The sequence below is a fragment of the Kosakonia sp. SOY2 genome, from assembly GCF_027109175.1.
Classification (GTDB): Bacteria; Pseudomonadota; Gammaproteobacteria; order Enterobacterales; family Enterobacteriaceae; genus Kosakonia.
In genome coordinates this window covers 1,216,409-1,235,094 of record NZ_JAPVXH010000001.1, presented here as the reverse complement: position 1 = coordinate 1,235,094, position 18,686 = coordinate 1,216,409, and the positions used below count along the sequence as shown (strand labels likewise).

Sequence of the window (18,686 nt, the reverse complement as noted above, 5' to 3'; positions counted from 1 at the left end):
AAGCTCCCTGCGGGGAGCTTTTTCTTATACAGCAAGGAAATACCATGCGCAGTACATTGCTTGCCACGATCGTGACCGCTCTTTTGCTGGCGCTTTTTCTCTTTTTCCGCCTGAGCGAATTTGACGTTCCCGATGCGGGCGGGCAACAAACCCTGCGCATCACCCACGGTAGCGATTCACTGGCTGGAACATTGATCCTTCCCGCAGATGTCTCGTCGCCGCCAGTGGCGGTGCTCGTTCACGGCGATGGCGCGCAGGATCGCTGGTCTGATGGTGGCTATCTGCCGCTGGTGAACCATCTTGTCTCTCAGGGGATCGCGGTCTTTTCGTGGGATAAACCCGGTGTTGGTGAGAGCACAGGAAACTGGCTGGCGCAAACCATGGACGATCGCGCGCAGGAAGCCGCTTTTGTACTGCAACAGTTGCGACAGCAACCGGCGCTGGCGCACAGCCGGTTAGGTTTTGTTGGCTTTTCTCAGGCGGGCTGGGTGGTGCCGCAGGCCAGTCAGTTGGCGCAGGCCGATTTTGCCGTTCTGGTGGGCCCGGCAATAAACTGGCGTAACCAGGGGGCATATTATTTGCGCCAGCGTATGCAGCTTGCCGGTCAACCTGCGAATGAAATTACCCGGGCGGTGGCGAACGATACCGCCGCGTTTGATGCGCACTATACGCAAGAAACCACGTCCCGTCCGTGCGCCGCAGTTTGCACGCGCAACGATTTTGAACGCCGTAACGCGCTTGCTGATGCGCGTGTTGCCATCGGCAGCATGCAAACGCCGGTCATGGTGTTAATGGGGCAAGACGATCGCAATGTTGATTCAAAGGAAACGATGGGTGTCTGGCGGGCGCAATTATCGCTGGAAACGCCACAATGCCTTCGGCTGATCCCGGCGGCCACGCACGGGCTGCTCAACAGCCGCTGGTACGATTATCAATTAGCGTCCCAGTGGCCAGCGTGGAAACAAGGGTTATTTCTGTTATCAGGGCGCAAGGCGTATGCAGCCGGCGCGCTGGACATGATTTCAGGCTGGATACGCAATGGCGCGTGTCCCGATTAACAACATTCCCAAGGGGATAAGATGGCTATCGATAGAATGGACTGGCACTACGGCGGGCAATATCCGGACGAGCTGCCGATGGAGAACGCCGGTACCCATATCGGCTTTTACCTGACGTGGATTATCGACAACCAGCTCGAAGGGGAGTTTCACCGGGAAGAGTCTGCTGATGAGCTGGCCGCGGTGCGCAACCGCGCGATCACGGGTCGCGATTTTCTCATCAATATGTGTGATGAAAAATTCTGGAAAGAGGATTTAAACGCAGAGGGTCAGGCTTTCACTGACTATTACTACACCACTGAGACGGCAGGGTATTTTGACGATTACGAGCGCGTGCTGGCGACAGGGCTGCCAACGATCTACCACGTGGATAATACCCAGGAAAACTATGCGTTGATTGCGCCGCAGATTACTGCCGCCTGGCAACGTTTTAAACAAGCGCAGGCGTAACTTTCGCGCCAACAAAAAAGCCGCAACGTTTCCGCTGCGGCTTTTTGCTTTTATGACGTGTTACGAACGTGTCTTCTGTGCGGCATCCGGATGAACCGGCGCGGTGCTATGGATCTCATTAACGCGCTTACGCACGCCAAACCAGCCCGCAACCAACAACACCGCGATCAGCGGAATAGAACCGATGGTGTACGTGCCGTTCGGATAATCGAACGCCATCAGCACCAGCACGCTAAGCAGGAACAGCAGCGTCAGCCAAGAGGTCACCGGAGCGCCAGGCATTTTAAAGCTGACATCCGCCGCTTTGCCTTCGTGGATAGCTTTGCGCAGACGCATCTGGCACACCACGATAAAGCCCCAGGAAGCAATAATCCCCAGCGAGGCAACGTTAAGCACGATTTCAAACACCTGCGATGGCACCAGGTAGTTCAGGAACACGCCAACAATATAGACGCAAATGGTCGCCAGAATGCCCGCGTAAGGTACGTGGTGGCGGCTCATTTTCGACATAAATTTCGGTGCGGAACCGCCCATCGACATCGAGCGCAGAATACGCCCCGTGCTGTAAAGCCCGGAGTTGAGGCTGGAGAGCGCGGCAGTCAGCACCACCATATTCATAATGTCGCCGATATACGGCACGCCCAGTTTGGAGAAGAAGGTGACAAACGGGCTTTGCCCCGCCTGATAAGCATTCCACGGCAGCAACAGAACCAGCAGCACCACGGAGCCGACATAGAACAGACCGATACGCCAGATAACGCTGTTAATAGCTTTCGGCACCATGGTCTGCGGATCTTTACATTCGCCCGCCGCCGTACCAACCAGTTCAATAGAGGCGAATGCGAACACCACGCCCTGCACCAGCACCAGTGCCGGTAACAGGCCGTGCGGGAAGAAACCGCCGTTATCGGTGATCAAATGGAAGCCGGTCGCGCCGCCATCGAGCGGTTTACCACTGCCGAGGAAAATCGTCCCGACGACCAGGAACACCACAATCGCCAGCACTTTGACCAGCGCAAACCAGAACTCCATCTCTGCGAACCACTTCACGCCGATCATGTTCATGGTGCCGACAATCGCCAGCGCGCCAAGGGCGAACACCCATTGCGGCACATCGCCAAACGCACCCCAGTAATGCATATAAAGCGCAACGGCGGTGATATCCACGATGCCGGTCATCGCCCAGTTGATGAAATACATCCAGCCGGCGACATACGCGGCTTTTTCGCCAAGGAACTCACGCGCATAAGAGACGAAGCTGCCGCTGGAAGGGCGGTGTAATACCAGTTCGCCCAGCGCGCGCAGAATGAAGAAGGAGAAAATACCACACACCAGATAAACGATAGCCAGCGACGGCCCCGCCATCTGCAGTCGGGCACCTGCGCCCAGAAATAAACCCGTACCGATTGCGCCGCCGATAGCAATCATTTGCACCTGGCGGTTACCCATCGCGCGGTTGTAGCCCTCTTCGTGAGAATTGAGCCAGCGTCGTTTCGCGGCGTGATGATCCGTGACGTTGTTGTCTGTTTTCATTGCGTTACCTGTTTACCTGTCTGAACCTTGCGGAATTCCTCTACCCGGCAGGCAGAAAACCAATCGATTGCCTGGCGCGGGAAAATGTTCTGTCTTTCCAGTGTTTCTTCGTATGGATAAGACCAAACATGGCGCAGCATCGTAACCGCAATCGATATACGACGCAAAACATACCAGTGCCATCGCAGCCGACTATTAGCGGAAATTGTGAGGTTGGCAGGGACAAGCAGTGCAAATGATTCAACTTGCTGAAAAATGCAACAGAAAAAACCACCATCAGTAATACGAATATGTAACAAATTTGCAAACATATTGCCGGATTGTCTTTCGCACAGAAAGTAAGTGCAGCGCCGGGGAACAACGTCTTTGCAAATTTTTTGCTTATTTAATGTAAATTAATTGTTTCACAGCATGCGCGCGTCGCCCTATTAATGGGGTTATCTTCTCTAACGCGAGTCTATTGCATGTCTTATCGCCTGAGTTTGCTGGATAAAAGCCCCATCGCGGAGCACGAAACCGCACAGGACGCCCTGGCCCGCACGCTGCAACTGGCGCAGCAGGCGGAAAACTGGGGCTATCACCGCTTCTGGATTGCCGAACATCACAACACCACCCAGCTGGCCAGCCCGTCGCCGGAGCTGGTTATCGCCTGGATACTGGGTCAAACGCGGCGAATTCGCGTCGGTTCCGGCGGGGTGATGCTGCAACATTACAGCCCGTTCAAAGTCGCAGAAAACTTCAACCTGCTGGCAACCCTTGCGCCGGGCCGCGTTGATCTTGGCGTTGGCAAAGCTCCCGGCGGCTTGCCGCTCTCCACCCGCGCACTGCAGCAAGGAATAAACAGCGCCGAAAAGGGCAGTTTTGCCGATCAACTGGCGCAGCTGGATAACTGGTTATCCCTGGCAAAAAATGACCACGCCGAAGAAACCGTGCTGGCAACGCCGTTACCCCCGCAGCGTGCAGACAGTTTTCTGCTCGGCGCAAGCCTCGAAAGCGCGGCGCTTGCGGCAAAGCTGGACTGGAATTTCGTTTTTGCCGCCCATCTCAACGGGGACAAAGCCCTTTTGCGTGACGTTGTCACGCAGTGGCAGCAGCAGAGCCAGCGCGACACGCTGGTTGCCGTGCAGGTGATCGTCGCGGAAACCGAAGCCCAGGCGAATGTGCTGGCGCAACAGGTTGAAATCTGGGGCGTTGAGCTGGCAAACGGCCAGCGGGTGAGCGTCGCCAGCGAGGCGCAAGGTCAGGCGTTTGCCCGCCAGGCAGGCAGCCCGGCAGTGCGCATCGCAAAACGCGAACCGTCACTGATCGCCGGCACGCCACAGCAGGTTCTGGCGGGGCTGGATCATCTGCACCAGCAGTTCGCCATTGATGAATTTATTATCGATACGCCGATCAGCGAAGGCAGCGCGCGGCTGACCTCTGTATTACGGCTGGCGCAAGCCCACGCCAACACCAAAGCAACGCAGGAGGTGGCGGGATGAGCTTTGCGGAACAACTGATCGACTGGCGACGCGAGTTACACCAGCACCCGGAGTTGTCGTTGCAGGAGTTTGAAACCACCCGGCGCATTCGCCACTGGCTGGAGAGCGCCGGGCTGAGATTGCTGCCGTTAAGCCTGCCGACAGGCGTGGTTGCGGAAGTGGGCAGCGGCGAAAAAGTGATCGCCCTGCGCGCCGATATCGATGCCTTACCGATAGAAGAAGCGGTCGACGTGCCGTTTGCCTCGCGCAACCCTGGCGTGATGCACGCCTGCGGGCATGATATTCACTCCAGCGTCATGCTCGGCGCGGCGCTGCTGCTGAAACAGAAAGAGCCGCAACTGCCGGGCAGAGTACGCATTCTGTTCCAGCCTGCAGAAGAGAATTTTGGCGGCGCGAAACGGCTGATCGACGCCGGCGCACTGGACAACGTTAGCGCCATCTTTGGCATGCATAACGAACCTGGCTTACCGGTCGGATCGTTTGCCACGCGCGGCGGCGCGTTTTACGCCAATGTGGATCGCTTTTCGCTGACCGTCACCGGCAAAGGCGCGCACGCCGCACGCCCGCACGAAGGTAACGACGCCATTTTGCTCGCCAGCCAGCTGGTGGTCGCGCTGCAAAGCATTGCCAGCCGTAACGTCAATACGCTGGAGTCGGTGGTGCTGAGCGTCACCCGCATTCAGGGGGGCAATACGTGGAATGTGCTGCCGGAACATGTCGAGCTGGAAGGCACACTGCGTACTCACCAGGCGGCGGTGCGCGACACGGTGAAACGCCGCGTCGACGATATTGCCGCCGGTCTGGCGCAGGCGTTTGACGCCAATATCACGGTGCGCTGGTTTGCAGGACCTGCCGCGCTGGTCAATCACGATCGCTGGGCCACGTTCGCCCGCGATGTCGCCGACTGGCACGGTTACCAGACACAGGAGGCGGATCTGCACATGGGGGGCGAGGATTTCGCCGTCTATTTGCAGCATATTCCCGGCGCGTTTGTCAGCATCGGTAGCGACAGCGATTACGGCCTGCACCACCCGGCGTTTAACCCCGATGAAGCGTTAATCGAAGAGGCGGCGCGTTATTTCGCGCTGCTGGCAGAAAAAGCACTGCTGCAATCCTGATGTGAAATTTGTCTGCCTGGGGCGCACGCTCCGGGCCACCTGTTGCCTGAATATGAGGATCGATTATGTCTACAGCACGACAACTGCGGCTTGGCACCATATTACATGGCGCGTCGGGAAATATGTCCGCGTGGCGACATCCGGCGGCGCTCGCCGATGCCAGCATTAATTTTGGCTTCGTGCAGGAAACCGCGCGTATCGCCGAACAGGGGAAACTGGACTTTCTCTTTGTCGCCGACGGCTTATATATCAACGAAAAATCGATCCCGCATTTTTTAAACCGTTTTGAACCCATTACAGTTTTATCCGCGCTCGCCAGCGTGACCTCGCACCTCGGTCTGGTAGGCACACTTTCCACCTCCTACAGCGAGCCATTTACCGTCGCGCGCCAGTTCGCAAGCCTTGATCATCTGAGCAATGGCCGTGCGGGCTGGAACGTGGTGACCTCGCCGCTGGAGGGTTCGGCGAAAAACTTCTCCCGCGCGCAGCACCCGGATCACGCCTTACGTTACCGCATTGCCGATGAATATCTCGATGTGGTGAAAGGGTTATGGAACTCCTGGGAAGAGGACGCGTTTGTGCGCAATAAAGCCACCGGACAATTCTTTGACGCCACTAAATTACACCCGCTGAATCACCACGGTGATTTTTTCCAGGTTGCCGGGCCGCTTAATATTGGCCGCACACCGCAGGGGCGACCGATTATTTTCCAGGCCGGTGCTTCAGACGATGGAAAACAACTGGCCGCCCGTCACGCCGACGCCATTTTTACGCATCAGGAGACGCTTGATGAAGCTAAAACGTTTTATCGCGATGTGAAAAATCAGCTGGAAAAATATGGCCGCCGCCATGATGACCTGCATATTTTCCAGGGCGTCAGCGTGATTGTCGGCGACAGCGAAGAAGATGCTGAACAGCAGTACCAGACCACCGCCGCGCTGGTCTCCATTACGGATGCGCTGAACTACCTCGGGCGCTATTTCGAACACCATGACTTCAGCCAGTACCCGCTCGACGAGCCGTTCCCGGATATCGGCGATTTGGGGCAAAACAGTTTTCGCAGCACCACCGATGAGATCAAGCGTAATGCGCGCGAGCGTCAGTTAACGCTGCGCCAGGTGGCGCTGGAGAGCGCCTCGCCGCGCCCACGCTTTTCCGGCACGGCGCAGCAAGTGGCCGATGGCCTGCAACAGTGGTTCGAAAGCTACGCCGCCGACGGCTTTATCATCCAGGGCGGTACGCCGGATACGTTCCCGCGCTTTGTCGAAAAAGTGGTGCCATTGCTGCAGGCCCGCGGCCTGTTCCGCACGGAATACCCCGGCACGACGCTGCGCGAGAGTTTAGGTTTACCGCTGCCTGTTCATCCGTCCTCACAACAATAAAAGAAGAAAACGCTATGCAGAAAACATCACTATTGCTGGCGGCAACGCTGGCCCTGACACCACTGGCCTGGGCCGAAGATGTCAATATCAATGGGACGGGCGTGAGCCTGGAAGCCAACAAAACGCCGATCACCACCGCGAAAAACGCGCAAGCCATTGCGCAGTTGCCGAAGGATTACCACTTTGTCGTACCGGGGAAACTGACCGTCGCCGTGGCAGCGCTCAACTCGCCGCCGCTGACGGTCTTTGCGGATGACAATAAAACCCTGCTCGGCAGCGAAGTGGACATTGCCCGCCTGGTGGCCAGCAGCTTAGGTCTGGAGCTGAACGTGTTGCCGACATCGTGGGAGGACTGGCCGCTCGGCGTCACCTCCGGCAAATATGATGCGGCGATCAGCAATATTACCGTCACCAAAGAGCGCAAAGCGAAGTTCGACTTCGCCACTTACCGCAAGGATTCCCTCGGTTTTTACGTCAAATCCACCAGTCCTCTGACATCGATTGAGAAAGCGGAAGACATTGCCGGGCTGCGCATTATTGTCGGCTCCGGCACGAACCAAGAGGCGATCCTGCTGGCGTGGAACGCGGAAAACGTGAAAAAGGGGCTGAAACCCTTTACGCCGGTCTACACCAAAGATGATGCTGCCCAGACGCTGGCGCTGCAATCTGGTCGCGCCGACGCTTATTTTGGCCCGAACGTCATCGGCGCATGGAAAGCGGCGCTGACCGGCAAAACCAAACTGGTTGGCAGCGTGGACGGCGGCTGGCCGAAAGCGGCGCATATCGCGGTCACCCTGCGTAAAGGCAGCGGGCTGGTTGAACCGGTGCAAACGGCGCTCAATGGCGCGATCAAAACCGGCGACTACGACAAGGTGCTCAATCGCTGGGGCGAGGGCGTCGAGCGTATTCCGGCGTCGGAGGTGAATCCGGCGGGGCTTGGCGATTAAGGAGGCAGTCATGAGTGAACGTTTCCGCGATGTCTCGCCAGACGCACCGGAATTGCAGCCGGTTTTAGACGGGCTGTTTGGCGAATACGCTGCCCGCTATGGCGACTATTTTTCCCGCAGCGCCGAAGTGGAACTCACCGAGTGGTATTTGGCGCCGCAGGGGCTGTTTATTGTGCTGGAGCGTGAGGGAGAAATTATCGCGACCGGTGCCTACAAACCGTTTGATGCCCATACGGCGGAGATCAAACGCATCTGGACGAAGCATGAACTGCGTAAGCAAGGGCTGGCGGCCAGAATCGTGCAGGAGCTGGAGCGGCGCGCGGTACTGGCCGGTTACAGCCACATCTACCTGACCACCGGTTTTCGCCAGCCGGAAGCGGTGCGGCTGTATCTGAGCCAGGGCTATCAGCCGCAGTTTGATATCCATCGCGATCCGGAAGAGTACAGCCAGCCGCCGTTCGACGGTCGGCTGCGCTTTAGCAAAGCGTTGTCGGTTGAGCGTTTAAGCAAAACCGCCTGAGGAGCGACCATGAAGAATACAGAAACCATCAAGGTGGTGCCCGCGCGCTACCCACTGCGCACGGTCGGCGCACTTGTCGCCCTGTTTGTGCTGGCGGCGATTGTTCAGTCCGTGGCTTTTAACCCGCGCTGGGAATGGAAAGTGTTTGCCCATTGGTTTTTCGACCCGGTGATCCTCGAAGGGTTAGGGCAGACGCTGTTGCTGACCTTGCTCGGCACGGCGCTGAGCGTGATTTTCGGCGGTTTACTGGCGCTAGCCAGGCTTTCGTCATCGTGGCTGCTGAGTAGCCTTGCGTGGAGTTATATCTGGCTGTTTCGCTCGCTGCCGCTGATTGTGGTGCTGATCATTCTTTATAACTTCTCCTATCTGTACGACACCCTATCGCTCGGCATTCCGTTTACCGGCATTGAGTGGGCGAGCTATCAAACCATCAATGTACTGGGGCAGTTTTCCACGGCGGTTGTCGGGTTGACGCTGGTGCAAAGTGCCTATACCGCCGAGATTATTCGCGGCGGCTTTCTTGGGGTTGATCACGGGCAGTACGAAGCGGCGGCCGCGCTGGGGTTACCCGCCTGGCGGCGCACGCTGCGCATTATTCTGCCGCAGGCGCTGCGCACGATTTTACCCTCCGGTTTTAACGAGATAATCAGCCTCGCCAAAGGCACTGCGATGGTTTATGTGCTGGCGATGCCGGAGCTGTTTTACACCATTCAGATGATTTACAACCGCACGCAGGAGGTTATCCCGCTGCTGATGGTTGGCGCAGTGTGGTATCTGGTGATCACCAGCGTGCTGTCGGCCATTCAGTATCTGGTTGAACGCTGGCTGGCGCGCAGCGAACGGCGTTCAGCCATTTCACCCTCGCGGATTCGTTCATATTCCACTGCCCGCGTGGCGCAACCGCAGGAGGCTGTTCATGCCAACCTCTCTTAATGGTCATATTTCGATTACCGGCGTCAGCAAATATTTTGGTCGCCATAAAGCGCTGGATGAGGTGTCGCTGGAGATCCCGCCCGGTTCGGTCACGGTGATCCTGGGGCCATCCGGCTCCGGGAAATCGACGCTGCTGCGCACCATTAATCACCTTGAGCGCGTGGATGAAGGGTTTATACGCATTGATGGCGAATACATCGGTTATCGCCTGCACGGCGACAAACTGTATGAGTTGAAAGAGAAGGAGATTTTGCGCCAGCGCGTTAACGTCGGGTATGTGTTTCAGAATTTCAATTTGTTCCCGCACCTGACGGTGCTGGAAAACCTGATTGAAGCGCCGATTGCCCACAAAAAGCTGAGCCGTAAAGAGGCCATCGAACAGGCATACGATCTGTTGGATGTGGTGGGATTGCGTAATAAAGCCGATGCCTGGTCACGCCATCTTTCCGGCGGACAGCAGCAGCGCATCGCCATTGCCCGCGCGCTTTCGCTGCGCCCGCGGGTGATGTTATTCGATGAGCCGACATCGGCGCTGGATCCGGAACTGGTGGGTGAGGTGCTGGATGTGATCAAAAAGCTGGCGCGCGCCGGGTCCACGCTGGTGGTGGTGACGCATGAAATTGGCTTTGCCCGCGAAGTCGCCGATCAGGTGGTGTTTATGGTCGAGGGCAAAATTGTTGAACAGGGAAGCAGCGACGAGGTGCTGAATCACCCGCAGCATCCGCGTACACGCCAGTTTTTATCGAAGGTCTTATAAGGAGCCACCATGAAACGATTACTGGCGCTGCTGCTGGTCAGCACGGGCAGTTTCGCCGCCGGACAACTGGATTTAAAGGCTAATGAACAGCCGGTTACCGTGCAGCGCAACGTCGCGGCGATTGCGAAAATCCCGGCGGATTATCGCTTTGTCGAACCGGGAACGTTAACCGTGGCGATCTCGGCGCTTAACTCACCGCCACTGGCGCTGGTCGCCAGCGATAATCGCACACGCATCGGCAGCGATCCGGATATCGCCCGTTTACTGGCGCAAAGCCTCGGTTTAAAGCTCAGGCTGGTGCCAACCGCATGGGAAGACTGGCCGCTGGGCATTACTTCCGGGCGTTATGATGTCGCGCTGGTGAATATCGCGGTTACCGAAGCGCGCAAACAGAAGTTTGACTTCGCCACCTACCGCGCCGATTCACTGGCGTTTTCGGTGAAATCCTCCAGCGCAATTCAGGCCATCCGCTCCGCAGGCGATCTCGCCGGGCGTAAAGTGATTGTCGGTTCCGGCACCAATCAGGAGCGTATTTTGCTGCGCTGGAATGAAGAGAACCAGGCCGCCGGTCGCCCGTTAGCGCAGCCGATTTATCTGACTGATGACGCCTCGGGGAATTTGTATATTCAGTCCGGTCGCGCGGATGTGGTGTTTGGCCCGCAGTCCGTCGCAGCCTACAAAGCGGCGCTTAACGGCAACACGAAAGTTGTCGGCCTGGGGCCGAAAAAAGCGTGGGTCGCAACCACCACGAAAAAAGGGAACGGCCTGGTGTATGCCTTGCAGGCGGCGCTGGATGGCGCAATCGCGCGCGGTGAATATCAACAGGTGCTGGCGCGCTGGGGAGAGCAGGGGGAAGCGGTTGAACATTCGCAGGTCAACCCGCCGGGGATCACCTACGATTAAACAAAAAACGCTGTTCCGCCGGGAGTACAACTTGCGGAACAGCGTGGCGCATCGGGTCGCCAGTTTCAGGCTGTGGTCGGCGTAAGCGTAATTCGCGCCAGCGAACCAACAATAAACAGGTACGAGAAGAGACCAATCAGCCCCATTGAGCCGACATAGAGGATCGCGTAATCAAAGGAATGGGTATTGGTGAGGATCACACCAATCACCAGAGGTGTAACAATGCTCGCCAGATTGCCGCACATATTGAACACGCCACCGGCTATTCCCAGCACCTCTTTTGGCGACGTATCGCTGAGCACGCACCAGCCAAGGTTGCCAAACCCTTTGGCGAAGAACGCAACGCTCATGGCGGCAATCACCACCACTTCTGAATCGGTGTAATTGGCGAGCACAATCACGCAGGAGAGCAGCATGCCGCAGATAACGGGGAATTTACGCGCAGTAGTCAGGCTGTAACCGCGCGTCAGCAGCCAGTCGGATACCACGCCGCCCAGCAGGCCGCCGATAAACCCGGCAATAGCCGGAATGCTGGCGACAAAGCCCACTTTTAAAATCGACATCCCTTTGGCCTGATAAAGGTAGGTGGGAAACCAGGTGAGAAAAAACCAGGTAATTGACGTCACGCAGAACTGACCAATATAAACGCCGATCATCATGCGATTCACGCAGACACTTTTTAGGTGCGCGAAACTGATTTTCGCCGGTCCTTTTTTACTGCCTAATTCCGGCTCGCCGCCGCCATCACGAATATAATCAATCTCCTGCTGGTTAATCTCCTTATGGGATAACGGGTCACGCACTTTAATTAACCAGAATATCCCCAGCACTACGCCAGTCGCGCCAATATAATAGAAAACATAATGCCAACTCAGGGTGTGCAAAATAATCGTCATCAGCGGAGTGATAATACCTAACGAAATATATTGCGCAGCCTGGTAAACCGCCGTGACGAAACCACGCTCTTTATCAGGAAACCACTGCACGCTAAGACGGCTGTTGGCCGGGAAGGCGGGCGCTTCAATGGCCCCCATCATCAGGCGCAGCACAACCAGCACAATAAGCGGGCTGGCATAGAGATAAATCGTACCCTGAAACATCGTGACGATTGACCAGCCAATCAACGCCGCACCATAAACTAACCGTGAACCATATTTGTCCAGCAGCCAGCCGCCGGGAATTTGCATTACCACATAGGAGATACCAAATACGGAAAATGCGAGACCTAACGCTTCGGGATCAAAACCTAACTCTTTACTCATTATTGGCGCGACAACCGAAAGCGTCGCGCGGTCGGCATAATTAAATACCGTAGCAAGAAATAAAAATAACAGAATGCCGTAACGCACATTGGTGCGTTTAATTATTGTATTCATCACAACTCCTTTAACAGGGTTGAATGTCGGGTGTAGGGTACAAAAAAGACGGAAGGGGCCTCCCGTCCGGAATCGATGATTATGGGCGTTTGCCGAATTCGCAGCTTTGCTGAGTCCAGGCGCGTGCCTGTTCGCTCAGCGTGAAGCCCAGACCGTGGCGGTCGGAGACATACATCCGGCCATCGCGCAGTTCAAGCTGTTCGTTAAATAGCGGATTGAGCCATTCGAAGTGCTCCAGCCACGGCTCCAGCGGGTAGGCGGCAGACAGGTGCAAATGCACTTCCATGGCAAAATGCGGTGCCAGCTTGCGGTTGTGTCTGGCCGCCAGATCCATGATTTTCAGGAACGGCGAGATCCCGCCAACGCGCGGTGCGTCCGGCTGCACAAAATCGCTGGCGTTGCCGAGGATCAGTTGTTCATGTTCACGGAAACTGGTGAGCATCTCGCCGGTGGCGATCGGCGTATCCAGCGCAGCCGCAAGCTGGGCATGGCCTTCAACGTCATAGGCATCGAGCGGCTCTTCAATCCAGATAAGGTTAAATTTTTCCATCTGGCGTCCCATACGAATCGCCGTTTCGCGATCCCATTGCTGGTTGGCATCCACCATCAGCGGGAAGTCATCGCCCAGCGCTTCGCGCACGGCGGTGAGACGGCGAATGTCCTCTTTGGTATCCGGCTGGCCGACTTTAATTTTGATACCGCCGATGCCATTTTCACGCGAAATAATGACATTTTTCAGCACCTGCTCCAGCGGGGTATGCAGAAAACCGCCCGAGGTGTTGTAGCACTGCACGGAATCGCGTTGCGCGCCGAGCAGCTTCGCCAGCGGCAAACCGGCGCGTTTGGCTTTCATATCCCACAGCGCAATATCGATAGGGGAGATGGCCTGCACCGCCATGCCGCTGCGCCCCACGGAGGCACCCGCCCACAGCAGCCTGGTGTAAATCTTGTCGATATCGTTGGGATCTTCACCGAGCAGGTTATCGGCAATCTCTCTGGCATGGGCGTAAATCCCCTGGCCGCCGGCGCGTTTGGAGTAACTAAAACCGACGCCTTCGAAACCGTCGCGGCTGCGGATTTCGGCAATAATAATCGCCACTTCTGTCAGCGGTTTTTGCCGCCCGGTCAGCACCTTCGCATCACTGACCGGTGTCGCCAGCGGTAAAAAGGCGAGGGAGAGTTTTACCCACTCGATGCGGTCGCCGGTTTCAGCAGCGGTTTTGACACTGGACGCGCGGGCGTAGGTTACGGCATCGGAATTAGCACTTACGGTCATGGTTTTGCTCCTGTGAATAACAATGATGTTTGCGCTAACATTTGTAGATCGACAGAAAAACATTCACCAGAAAAAGGAGGGGATTTTGTACAACCGATCACAAACCCGGCGCTAAAAAGGGGTGTTATTGCTACCTTAATCACATTTCCCCGTTGGTGAGATCGCCTCACGCAACAAAATGATAGCGATAACATTTGCAGGGTGATATGCGAGTTAACTCACTGATTTATGAGGGCAGACAGGCAATGAAAGAAGAAAGGGGTATAATACAAACACTGAAACTATTCATCGCCAATAACCGTCTGGTTCTCTGTGAGTGAACATGTCGAAAACCGCCCGTCCTGTACTCCCGCGCGCGCCCACGCTGGAAGATGTTGCCCGTGCTGCGGGGCTTTCCTCAATGACCGTAAGTCGGGCGCTTAACACGCCGCAACTGGTACGCCCGAAAACGGTGGAAAAAGTGCTCGCCGCCGTTAAAGCAACGGGTTATATCCCGAACGCGCTGGCCGGTGGCCTGGCATCGCGGCGCAGTAAATTGATTGCCGTGGTCGTCCCGCAGATCAACAACAATATGTTTGTCGATACGATTCAGGCCATCAGCGATGAACTGGCGATGCGCGGCTACCATATGCTGCTGTGTGTCGCCGGTTATACCCAGCAAACCGAAGCGGATCTGGTCGCTGCGCTGTTGTCGCGCCGCCCGGATGGCATTGTGCTGACCGGTATTCACCACTCAACCGATTTGAAAAAGGTGATCCTCAACGCCAGTGTGCCGGTAGTGGAAATCTGGGATCTAACGCCCACACCGCTCGATATGCTGGTCGGTTTTTCGCATGAAAAAGTGGGGCAGGCTACCGCAGAGTACCTGTTGCGCAAAGGGTATCGCCGTCCGGGGTTGCTGTGGACGGTGGATAAACGCGCCTCGCAGCGTAAAGCCGGGCTGTGTGAAGCGCTGGCGCGGCATGGCATTACCGATCCGCTCAGTGTGGATGTGGCGCTGCCGGCACGATTTACCTCAGGGCGCGAAGGGTTATCGCAGTTGCTGGCGCTGGGTGAGTCCGATGTCATTGTTTGCAGCTCCGACACGCTGGCGCAGGGGGCTATTGTCGAGGCGCAGGCGCGTGGCATGCGCGTACCGCAGGATCTGGCGGTCATTGGTTTTGGCGATCTCGATTTCGCCGCCGGGAATAACCCAGCCATCACCACGGTGAGCGTCGACAGGAAAATCATCGGCCAGCGCGCGGCAACCCTGCTGATGGAACGCATCGAAGGAGCACGTTCCGGGGAGGAGATTGTGGATATCGGTTTTCACTTTATTGAACGGGAATCAGCGTGATCTCATGAGAATTAACGTTATTGGCACCAGCGGCAGCGGAAAATCGACGCTGGCAAAACGTCTGGCCAGCCAGCTCAATGTGCCTTATATCGAAATGGATCTGCTTTACTGGCGCCCCAACTGGCAGGGGACGCCGGATGAAGAGTTGTATGCGCGCCTGGAAAAATTGCTTGAACAACCCGGCTGGGTGCTTGATGGCAACTATAACCGCAGCCGCGATATTAAATGGCGGCACGTTGATCTGGTGGTATGGGTCGATTACGGATTCTGGCGCACGTTGCGCCAGGTGACGCTGCGCGCTATTGCGCGCGCCAGAAGCCAACAGGAGTTATGGCCGGGAACCGGTAATCGCGAAAGCCTGCGTCGTGTTTTTTTGAGCCGCGAGTCGATCATCCTCTGGTCGCTAAAGACCTGGCGCAAAAACCGCGAACGTTATGCGCAGGATATGGCCGATCCGCGCTATCAGCATCTGCGCTTTGTCCGCCTTACCACGCCGCAACAAGTTGACGAATTTCTCGCCAGTCTGACCTAAGCTTAAGGCTCATCCTGAACATAAGGAGCCCTTATGATTACGGTTTATGGTGTTCCCGGCTGGGGATCGGCCATCAGCGAAGTGATGCTGACGCTGGCCGAGATCCCTTATCGCTTCGTCAATGTTGATGGCTTTGACAAACCTGGCCCACAGCAAGATACCCTGCGCAAATTAAACCCGTTGTGCCAGGTACCAACGCTGCAACTGGACGATGGCAGCGTGATGACGGAATCCGCCGCCGTGGCGCTGATGATCCTCGACCAGCGTCCGGATTTCGCGCCCGCCGAAGGCACCGCGCAACGGCAGCAGTTCTGGCGGCTGCTGGTATGGCTCGTCGCGAATGTCTATCCCACTTTTACCTACGCCGATTACCCGGAACACTGGGCAGCGGATGCGCCGGAGCAATTAGTAGAAAATTGCCAGAAGTACCGTAAATCGCTCTATCTGTGGCTCGACACGCAATTGCAGGCGGCACCGTACGCTTTTGGCCAACAACTGACGCTGCTGGATATTTATCTTTGCGTCATGCGCACATGGGGGCCGCGTCATGCGTGGTTCGCCGGGCACACGCCAAATATTACCGCCATCGCGGATGCGGTATGTCAGTTACCGCAATTACAGACTGTGCTGCGAAATAATGAAATTATCCGTTAACCGCTTATTTCGGATTATTTTAATATTCTTAGTATCTCGCATAAGTTGAAGCGGTATATAAAAGTGGGGCGAGGAAAAAATAATTTGAAATCGCCCCGTTTATATGAGACAACATTTGGCGAATTTTCGTCGTTGACGCAATATTGGATCTCTATAGCAAAATCGGAATAGTAATTTAACAGGGTGAAAATGATGGAGTATATTCATTCGTATTTGAAAGGTGGTTCATGGTTTACGCTTGGCGACAGCATAACAGAACGGGGATGGTATCAACCTATCGTCGCAGAGAATTTAGGGCTGGCGCAATGGACAAACTACGGAATTGGTGGAACCTGTATCGCACAAAAAAATGAGCAAGATAATTCAGCCATCTGTTTACGTTATAAAACCATGGGGGAAAATCCTGATCTTATTACTATCTGGGGCGGTGGCAACGATTTCGGTTTTAACTTCGGCTCGGAAGGCGGCACTGAAATAGGCGATAAACACGATAAAACGTCACTGACTTTTTATGGCGCAATGGATCTGCTGCTTACTGGCGTCATAAAAAAATATCCGTTGGCCAGAGTAGGGTTTGTTGTTACGACACCTGTTTCAATTGCGCGTGGTCATGGACAAAAAAATGCCAAAGGATATTATCTGGCCGATTATTGCAACGTGAGCAGAGAAAAGTGTGAGGAATATTCCATACCTTATCTCGACCTGCAAAAGAACTCCGGCTTCAACGAACTCAATATGGATATTATGACCAGTAATACAGCTGGCGTGATTCCCGATGGTTTGCACCCTTCAAAATTAGGCATGGAAAGGCTGGCGACTAAGATTACGCACTTTATCTTATCGCTGTAGGAGAGGTGGCTATGAGAATTGCAACCATCGACCTTCTCAAGATACTCGCGATCTTTCTTGTCATCCTGGCGCACGTGACGTTGTTTTTTCTGAATCGAGACGAAAGCGATGTCGTGTTGTGCTTTTTCAGACAGGCTGGGCTATCTGGTGTCGCCCTTTTTTTTATCTGTAGCGGCTATTTTTTATTAAATAACAAACACGAAAATCAAGCGAACTATGTTATTGCTAAGATTAAAAGCATCGTTGGCGTATTGATTTTCTGGTTACTCTTTTATTACGCCTATGACACCTGGTGGATAAGCCGATTTACCGACGTGCCGGAAATAAATCTTCTTAATTACCTGAATGTCAGCAAAGCCACTACAGAAGCAACGCCACTCTGGTTTATATTTGCCATTATTCCGCTGTACATTTTCACGCCTTTAATGCGCCATGCGTTTAAGAAAGAGCGCGCGGGTGAAATTCTGAAAGTAGTTGTGTTAATGGTAATTATCGCCAATCTGACATTAATCAATGCATGGACGGAAGTCAGTTTCCATTTCTCGCTATTTGCATTTAACTTGCTTATTCCCTTTCAACCGGAAGGGCTGATCTGTTTTTTAATTGGCGGTTATCTCGGACTGGTTAAACCAACGCTCAGGCCATTCTCCGTGGCGCATATTATGACGTTAATAATGGCAATTGCCGCATTGTTAATATTGGCCTTCATTTCGTCCGGCGCGGGGATCGCCATTTTTTATGGCAAGTTTTATAACTTATTATTACTTATCACATCGGTCGGTTTGTTTTTATTTGTGGTTAACCTGAATATTAACGCCTTGCCGCGCTGGGTGAGTAATGTGAGTGACAGTGTGTTAGGGATCTACCTTGTACATAACATTTTTGTGGTGGAAGTACATAGCGTGTTTATTCATGAAAAGCTGTTAGGAAGCATCCCGGGGGCGAAGAGTTATCTTTATATCATTGCTTACTCTTTGCTGGCTTTTATCCTTGCATATGGCCTCTGTGCGCTGCTGAAAAGATCAAAGATAACTGCCAGAATTGTCACACTTTGATAACCTGAATGCGGCGCAATGAGCAGTAACTTGTGCTACTGTCACTCTCTTTATAAAACAAGGAGTTTGCTATGCCGCACGTTGATATCAAATGTTTTCCCCGCGATCTGACTGAGGAGCAAAAAAACGCACTGGCGAGCGATATCGCTGAGGTAATTATTCGCCATTTGAACAGCAAAGATAGCGCTGTCAGCGTCGTCCTTAACGAAGTCACGCCGGACGACTGGAAAGCGCAGGTGTGGGACACCGACATTGCGCCGCATATCGACACGCTTATCAAGAAGCCTGGCTATTCACTGTAAATTTCCTGTCGCCTGCGCCTGTTGCGCAGGCTTTTTTTTACCAATAAGTAAAAAAAGATCCTTTTTTTTTGAACAACCGCCCGAAATATATAATACGCGGCATTCTCATTATGATTGTAAGCACATCACTTTTTTCATTATTTTCGCTTTCAGAAAATTCATATTTGCGCGTTCTTAAATACAACTCTAGAGTTTTTATTATCTGGCTCGGATTAAAGAACAGA

At 54.6% G+C, this 18,686-nt stretch carries 18 protein-coding genes and 1 pseudogene; 15 read left to right on the top strand and 4 right to left on the bottom strand.

All coding sequences use genetic code 11. From position 1 onward, the window contains the following. Window positions 1-44: 44 nt before the first annotated feature. Complete coding sequence (locus tag O3S68_RS05805; protein ID WP_269231024.1) at window positions 45-1,058, top strand: alpha/beta hydrolase family protein; 1,014 nt, start codon at window positions 45-47, stop codon at window positions 1,056-1,058. 21 nt (window positions 1,059-1,079) lie between these two features. Beyond that, window positions 1,080-1,508, top strand: a complete 429-nt coding sequence (locus tag O3S68_RS05800) for a DUF7832 domain-containing protein (RefSeq protein ID WP_269231023.1) — start codon at window positions 1,080-1,082, stop codon at window positions 1,506-1,508. Between the two features lie 60 nt (window positions 1,509-1,568). On the opposite strand, the gene ansP is transcribed toward O3S68_RS05800, so the two are convergent. Then, the gene (gene ansP, locus O3S68_RS05795; RefSeq protein ID WP_249881836.1) at window positions 1,569-3,041 is read right to left on the bottom strand and encodes an L-asparagine permease; all 1,473 of its coding nucleotides are present in this window, start codon (window positions 3,039-3,041) and stop codon (window positions 1,569-1,571) included. Then, entirely contained in the window at window positions 3,038-3,352 is a 315-nt protein-coding gene (locus O3S68_RS05790; protein WP_045508294.1) for a hypothetical protein, read from the bottom strand. The genes ansP and O3S68_RS05790 overlap by 4 nt, the downstream gene beginning before the upstream one ends. Before the next feature lie 153 nt (window positions 3,353-3,505). Between O3S68_RS05790 and O3S68_RS05785 the strand changes: the two genes are divergently transcribed. The 7 genes and pseudogenes from O3S68_RS05785 (at window position 3,506) to O3S68_RS05755 (ending at window position 11,082) form a co-directional block, all read left to right on the top strand. Then, complete coding sequence (locus O3S68_RS05785; RefSeq protein WP_269231022.1) at window positions 3,506-4,522, top strand: MsnO8 family LLM class oxidoreductase; 1,017 nt, start codon at window positions 3,506-3,508, stop codon at window positions 4,520-4,522. After that, on the top strand, window positions 4,519-5,640 hold the full coding sequence (locus tag O3S68_RS05780) for an amidohydrolase (RefSeq protein ID WP_016496016.1): 1,122 nt from the start codon (window positions 4,519-4,521) through the stop codon (window positions 5,638-5,640). Before O3S68_RS05785 ends, O3S68_RS05780 begins: the two co-directional genes overlap by 4 nt. 65 nt (window positions 5,641-5,705) lie before the next feature. Further along, window positions 5,706-7,969, top strand: a pseudogene (locus tag O3S68_RS05775) (NtaA/DmoA family FMN-dependent monooxygenase). Between the two features lie 10 nt (window positions 7,970-7,979). Further along, on the top strand, window positions 7,980-8,489 hold the full coding sequence (locus tag O3S68_RS05770) for a GNAT family N-acetyltransferase (protein ID WP_269231021.1): 510 nt from the start codon (window positions 7,980-7,982) through the stop codon (window positions 8,487-8,489). Between the two features lie 9 nt (window positions 8,490-8,498). Then, entirely contained in the window at window positions 8,499-9,422 is a 924-nt protein-coding gene (locus O3S68_RS05765) for an amino acid ABC transporter permease (protein WP_269231020.1), read from the top strand. Continuing rightward, window positions 9,406-10,179 carry an amino acid ABC transporter ATP-binding protein gene (locus O3S68_RS05760; protein ID WP_016496021.1) on the top strand — a complete coding sequence of 258 codons (774 nt, stop codon included), beginning with the start codon at window positions 9,406-9,408 and terminating at the stop codon, window positions 10,177-10,179. The genes O3S68_RS05765 and O3S68_RS05760 overlap by 17 nt, the downstream gene beginning before the upstream one ends. 9 nt (window positions 10,180-10,188) lie before the next feature. Next, entirely contained in the window at window positions 10,189-11,082 is an 894-nt protein-coding gene (locus O3S68_RS05755) for a transporter substrate-binding domain-containing protein (protein ID WP_269231019.1), read from the top strand. Window positions 11,083-11,147: 65 nt separating this feature from the next. Here the strand turns inward: O3S68_RS05755 and O3S68_RS05750 are convergent, their stop codons facing one another. Together O3S68_RS05750 and O3S68_RS05745 are read right to left on the bottom strand one after the other, a co-directional pair. After that, window positions 11,148-12,458 (bottom strand): MFS transporter, encoded by a 1,311-nt coding sequence (locus tag O3S68_RS05750; protein WP_269231018.1) that lies wholly within the window; start codon window positions 12,456-12,458, stop codon window positions 11,148-11,150. Window positions 12,459-12,537: 79 nt separating this feature from the next. Further along, window positions 12,538-13,734 (bottom strand): L-talarate/galactarate dehydratase, encoded by a 1,197-nt coding sequence (locus tag O3S68_RS05745; RefSeq protein ID WP_269231017.1) that lies wholly within the window; start codon window positions 13,732-13,734, stop codon window positions 12,538-12,540. Window positions 13,735-14,056: 322 nt separating this feature from the next. Here O3S68_RS05745 and O3S68_RS05740 point away from each other — a divergent pair, with 322 nt between their 5' ends. The 6 genes from O3S68_RS05740 (at window position 14,057) to pptA (ending at window position 18,462) form a co-directional block, all read left to right on the top strand. After that, window positions 14,057-15,070 carry a LacI family DNA-binding transcriptional regulator gene (locus O3S68_RS05740; protein ID WP_269231016.1) on the top strand — a complete coding sequence of 338 codons (1,014 nt, stop codon included), beginning with the start codon at window positions 14,057-14,059 and terminating at the stop codon, window positions 15,068-15,070. A 4-nt stretch (window positions 15,071-15,074) separates the two neighbouring features. Beyond that, window positions 15,075-15,602: an AAA family ATPase gene (locus O3S68_RS05735; protein WP_016496026.1), complete on the top strand. Its 528-nt coding sequence runs from the start codon at window positions 15,075-15,077 to the stop codon at window positions 15,600-15,602. Window positions 15,603-15,635: 33 nt separating this feature from the next. After that, window positions 15,636-16,256 carry a glutathione S-transferase family protein gene (locus tag O3S68_RS05730; RefSeq protein WP_269231015.1) on the top strand — a complete coding sequence of 207 codons (621 nt, stop codon included), beginning with the start codon at window positions 15,636-15,638 and terminating at the stop codon, window positions 16,254-16,256. A 189-nt stretch (window positions 16,257-16,445) separates the two neighbouring features. Further along, the gene (locus O3S68_RS05725) at window positions 16,446-17,105 is read left to right on the top strand and encodes an SGNH/GDSL hydrolase family protein (protein ID WP_233500374.1); all 660 of its coding nucleotides are present in this window, start codon (window positions 16,446-16,448) and stop codon (window positions 17,103-17,105) included. 11 nt (window positions 17,106-17,116) lie between these two features. Further along, entirely contained in the window at window positions 17,117-18,160 is a 1,044-nt protein-coding gene (locus tag O3S68_RS05720; protein ID WP_269231014.1) for an acyltransferase, read from the top strand. 71 nt (window positions 18,161-18,231) lie between these two features. Then, window positions 18,232-18,462 (top strand): tautomerase PptA, encoded by a 231-nt coding sequence (pptA, locus tag O3S68_RS05715; RefSeq protein ID WP_269231013.1) that lies wholly within the window; start codon window positions 18,232-18,234, stop codon window positions 18,460-18,462. Window positions 18,463-18,686 lie beyond the last annotated feature (224 nt).

What these genes read in the sequence shown, in the direction of transcription:
- O3S68_RS05780 (WP_016496016.1), top strand. Translation starts at nt 4,519, where the DNA reads ATGAGCTTTGCGGAACAACTGATCGACTGGCGACGCGAGTTACACCAG.
- O3S68_RS05720 (WP_269231014.1), top strand. Translation starts at nt 17,117, where the DNA reads ATGAGAATTGCAACCATCGACCTTCTCAAGATACTCGCGATCTTTCTT.
- O3S68_RS05805 (WP_269231024.1), top strand. Translation starts at nt 45, where the DNA reads ATGCGCAGTACATTGCTTGCCACGATCGTGACCGCTCTTTTGCTGGCG.
- O3S68_RS05750 (WP_269231018.1), bottom strand. Translation starts at nt 12,458, where the DNA reads ATGAATACAATAATTAAACGCACCAATGTGCGTTACGGCATTCTGTTA.
- O3S68_RS05725 (WP_233500374.1), top strand. Translation starts at nt 16,446, where the DNA reads ATGATGGAGTATATTCATTCGTATTTGAAAGGTGGTTCATGGTTTACG.
- O3S68_RS05785 (WP_269231022.1), top strand. Translation starts at nt 3,506, where the DNA reads ATGTCTTATCGCCTGAGTTTGCTGGATAAAAGCCCCATCGCGGAGCAC.
- O3S68_RS05800 (WP_269231023.1), top strand. Translation starts at nt 1,080, where the DNA reads ATGGCTATCGATAGAATGGACTGGCACTACGGCGGGCAATATCCGGAC.
- O3S68_RS05765 (WP_269231020.1), top strand. Translation starts at nt 8,499, where the DNA reads ATGAAGAATACAGAAACCATCAAGGTGGTGCCCGCGCGCTACCCACTG.
- O3S68_RS05755 (WP_269231019.1), top strand. Translation starts at nt 10,189, where the DNA reads ATGAAACGATTACTGGCGCTGCTGCTGGTCAGCACGGGCAGTTTCGCC.
- pptA (WP_269231013.1), top strand. Translation starts at nt 18,232, where the DNA reads ATGCCGCACGTTGATATCAAATGTTTTCCCCGCGATCTGACTGAGGAG.
- O3S68_RS05735 (WP_016496026.1), top strand. Translation starts at nt 15,075, where the DNA reads ATGAGAATTAACGTTATTGGCACCAGCGGCAGCGGAAAATCGACGCTG.
- O3S68_RS05730 (WP_269231015.1), top strand. Translation starts at nt 15,636, where the DNA reads ATGATTACGGTTTATGGTGTTCCCGGCTGGGGATCGGCCATCAGCGAA.
- O3S68_RS05740 (WP_269231016.1), top strand. Translation starts at nt 14,057, where the DNA reads ATGTCGAAAACCGCCCGTCCTGTACTCCCGCGCGCGCCCACGCTGGAA.
- O3S68_RS05770 (WP_269231021.1), top strand. Translation starts at nt 7,980, where the DNA reads ATGAGTGAACGTTTCCGCGATGTCTCGCCAGACGCACCGGAATTGCAG.
- ansP (WP_249881836.1), bottom strand. Translation starts at nt 3,041, where the DNA reads ATGAAAACAGACAACAACGTCACGGATCATCACGCCGCGAAACGACGC.
- O3S68_RS05790 (WP_045508294.1), bottom strand. Translation starts at nt 3,352, where the DNA reads ATGTTTGCAAATTTGTTACATATTCGTATTACTGATGGTGGTTTTTTC.
- O3S68_RS05745 (WP_269231017.1), bottom strand. Translation starts at nt 13,734, where the DNA reads ATGACCGTAAGTGCTAATTCCGATGCCGTAACCTACGCCCGCGCGTCC.
- O3S68_RS05760 (WP_016496021.1), top strand. Translation starts at nt 9,406, where the DNA reads ATGCCAACCTCTCTTAATGGTCATATTTCGATTACCGGCGTCAGCAAA.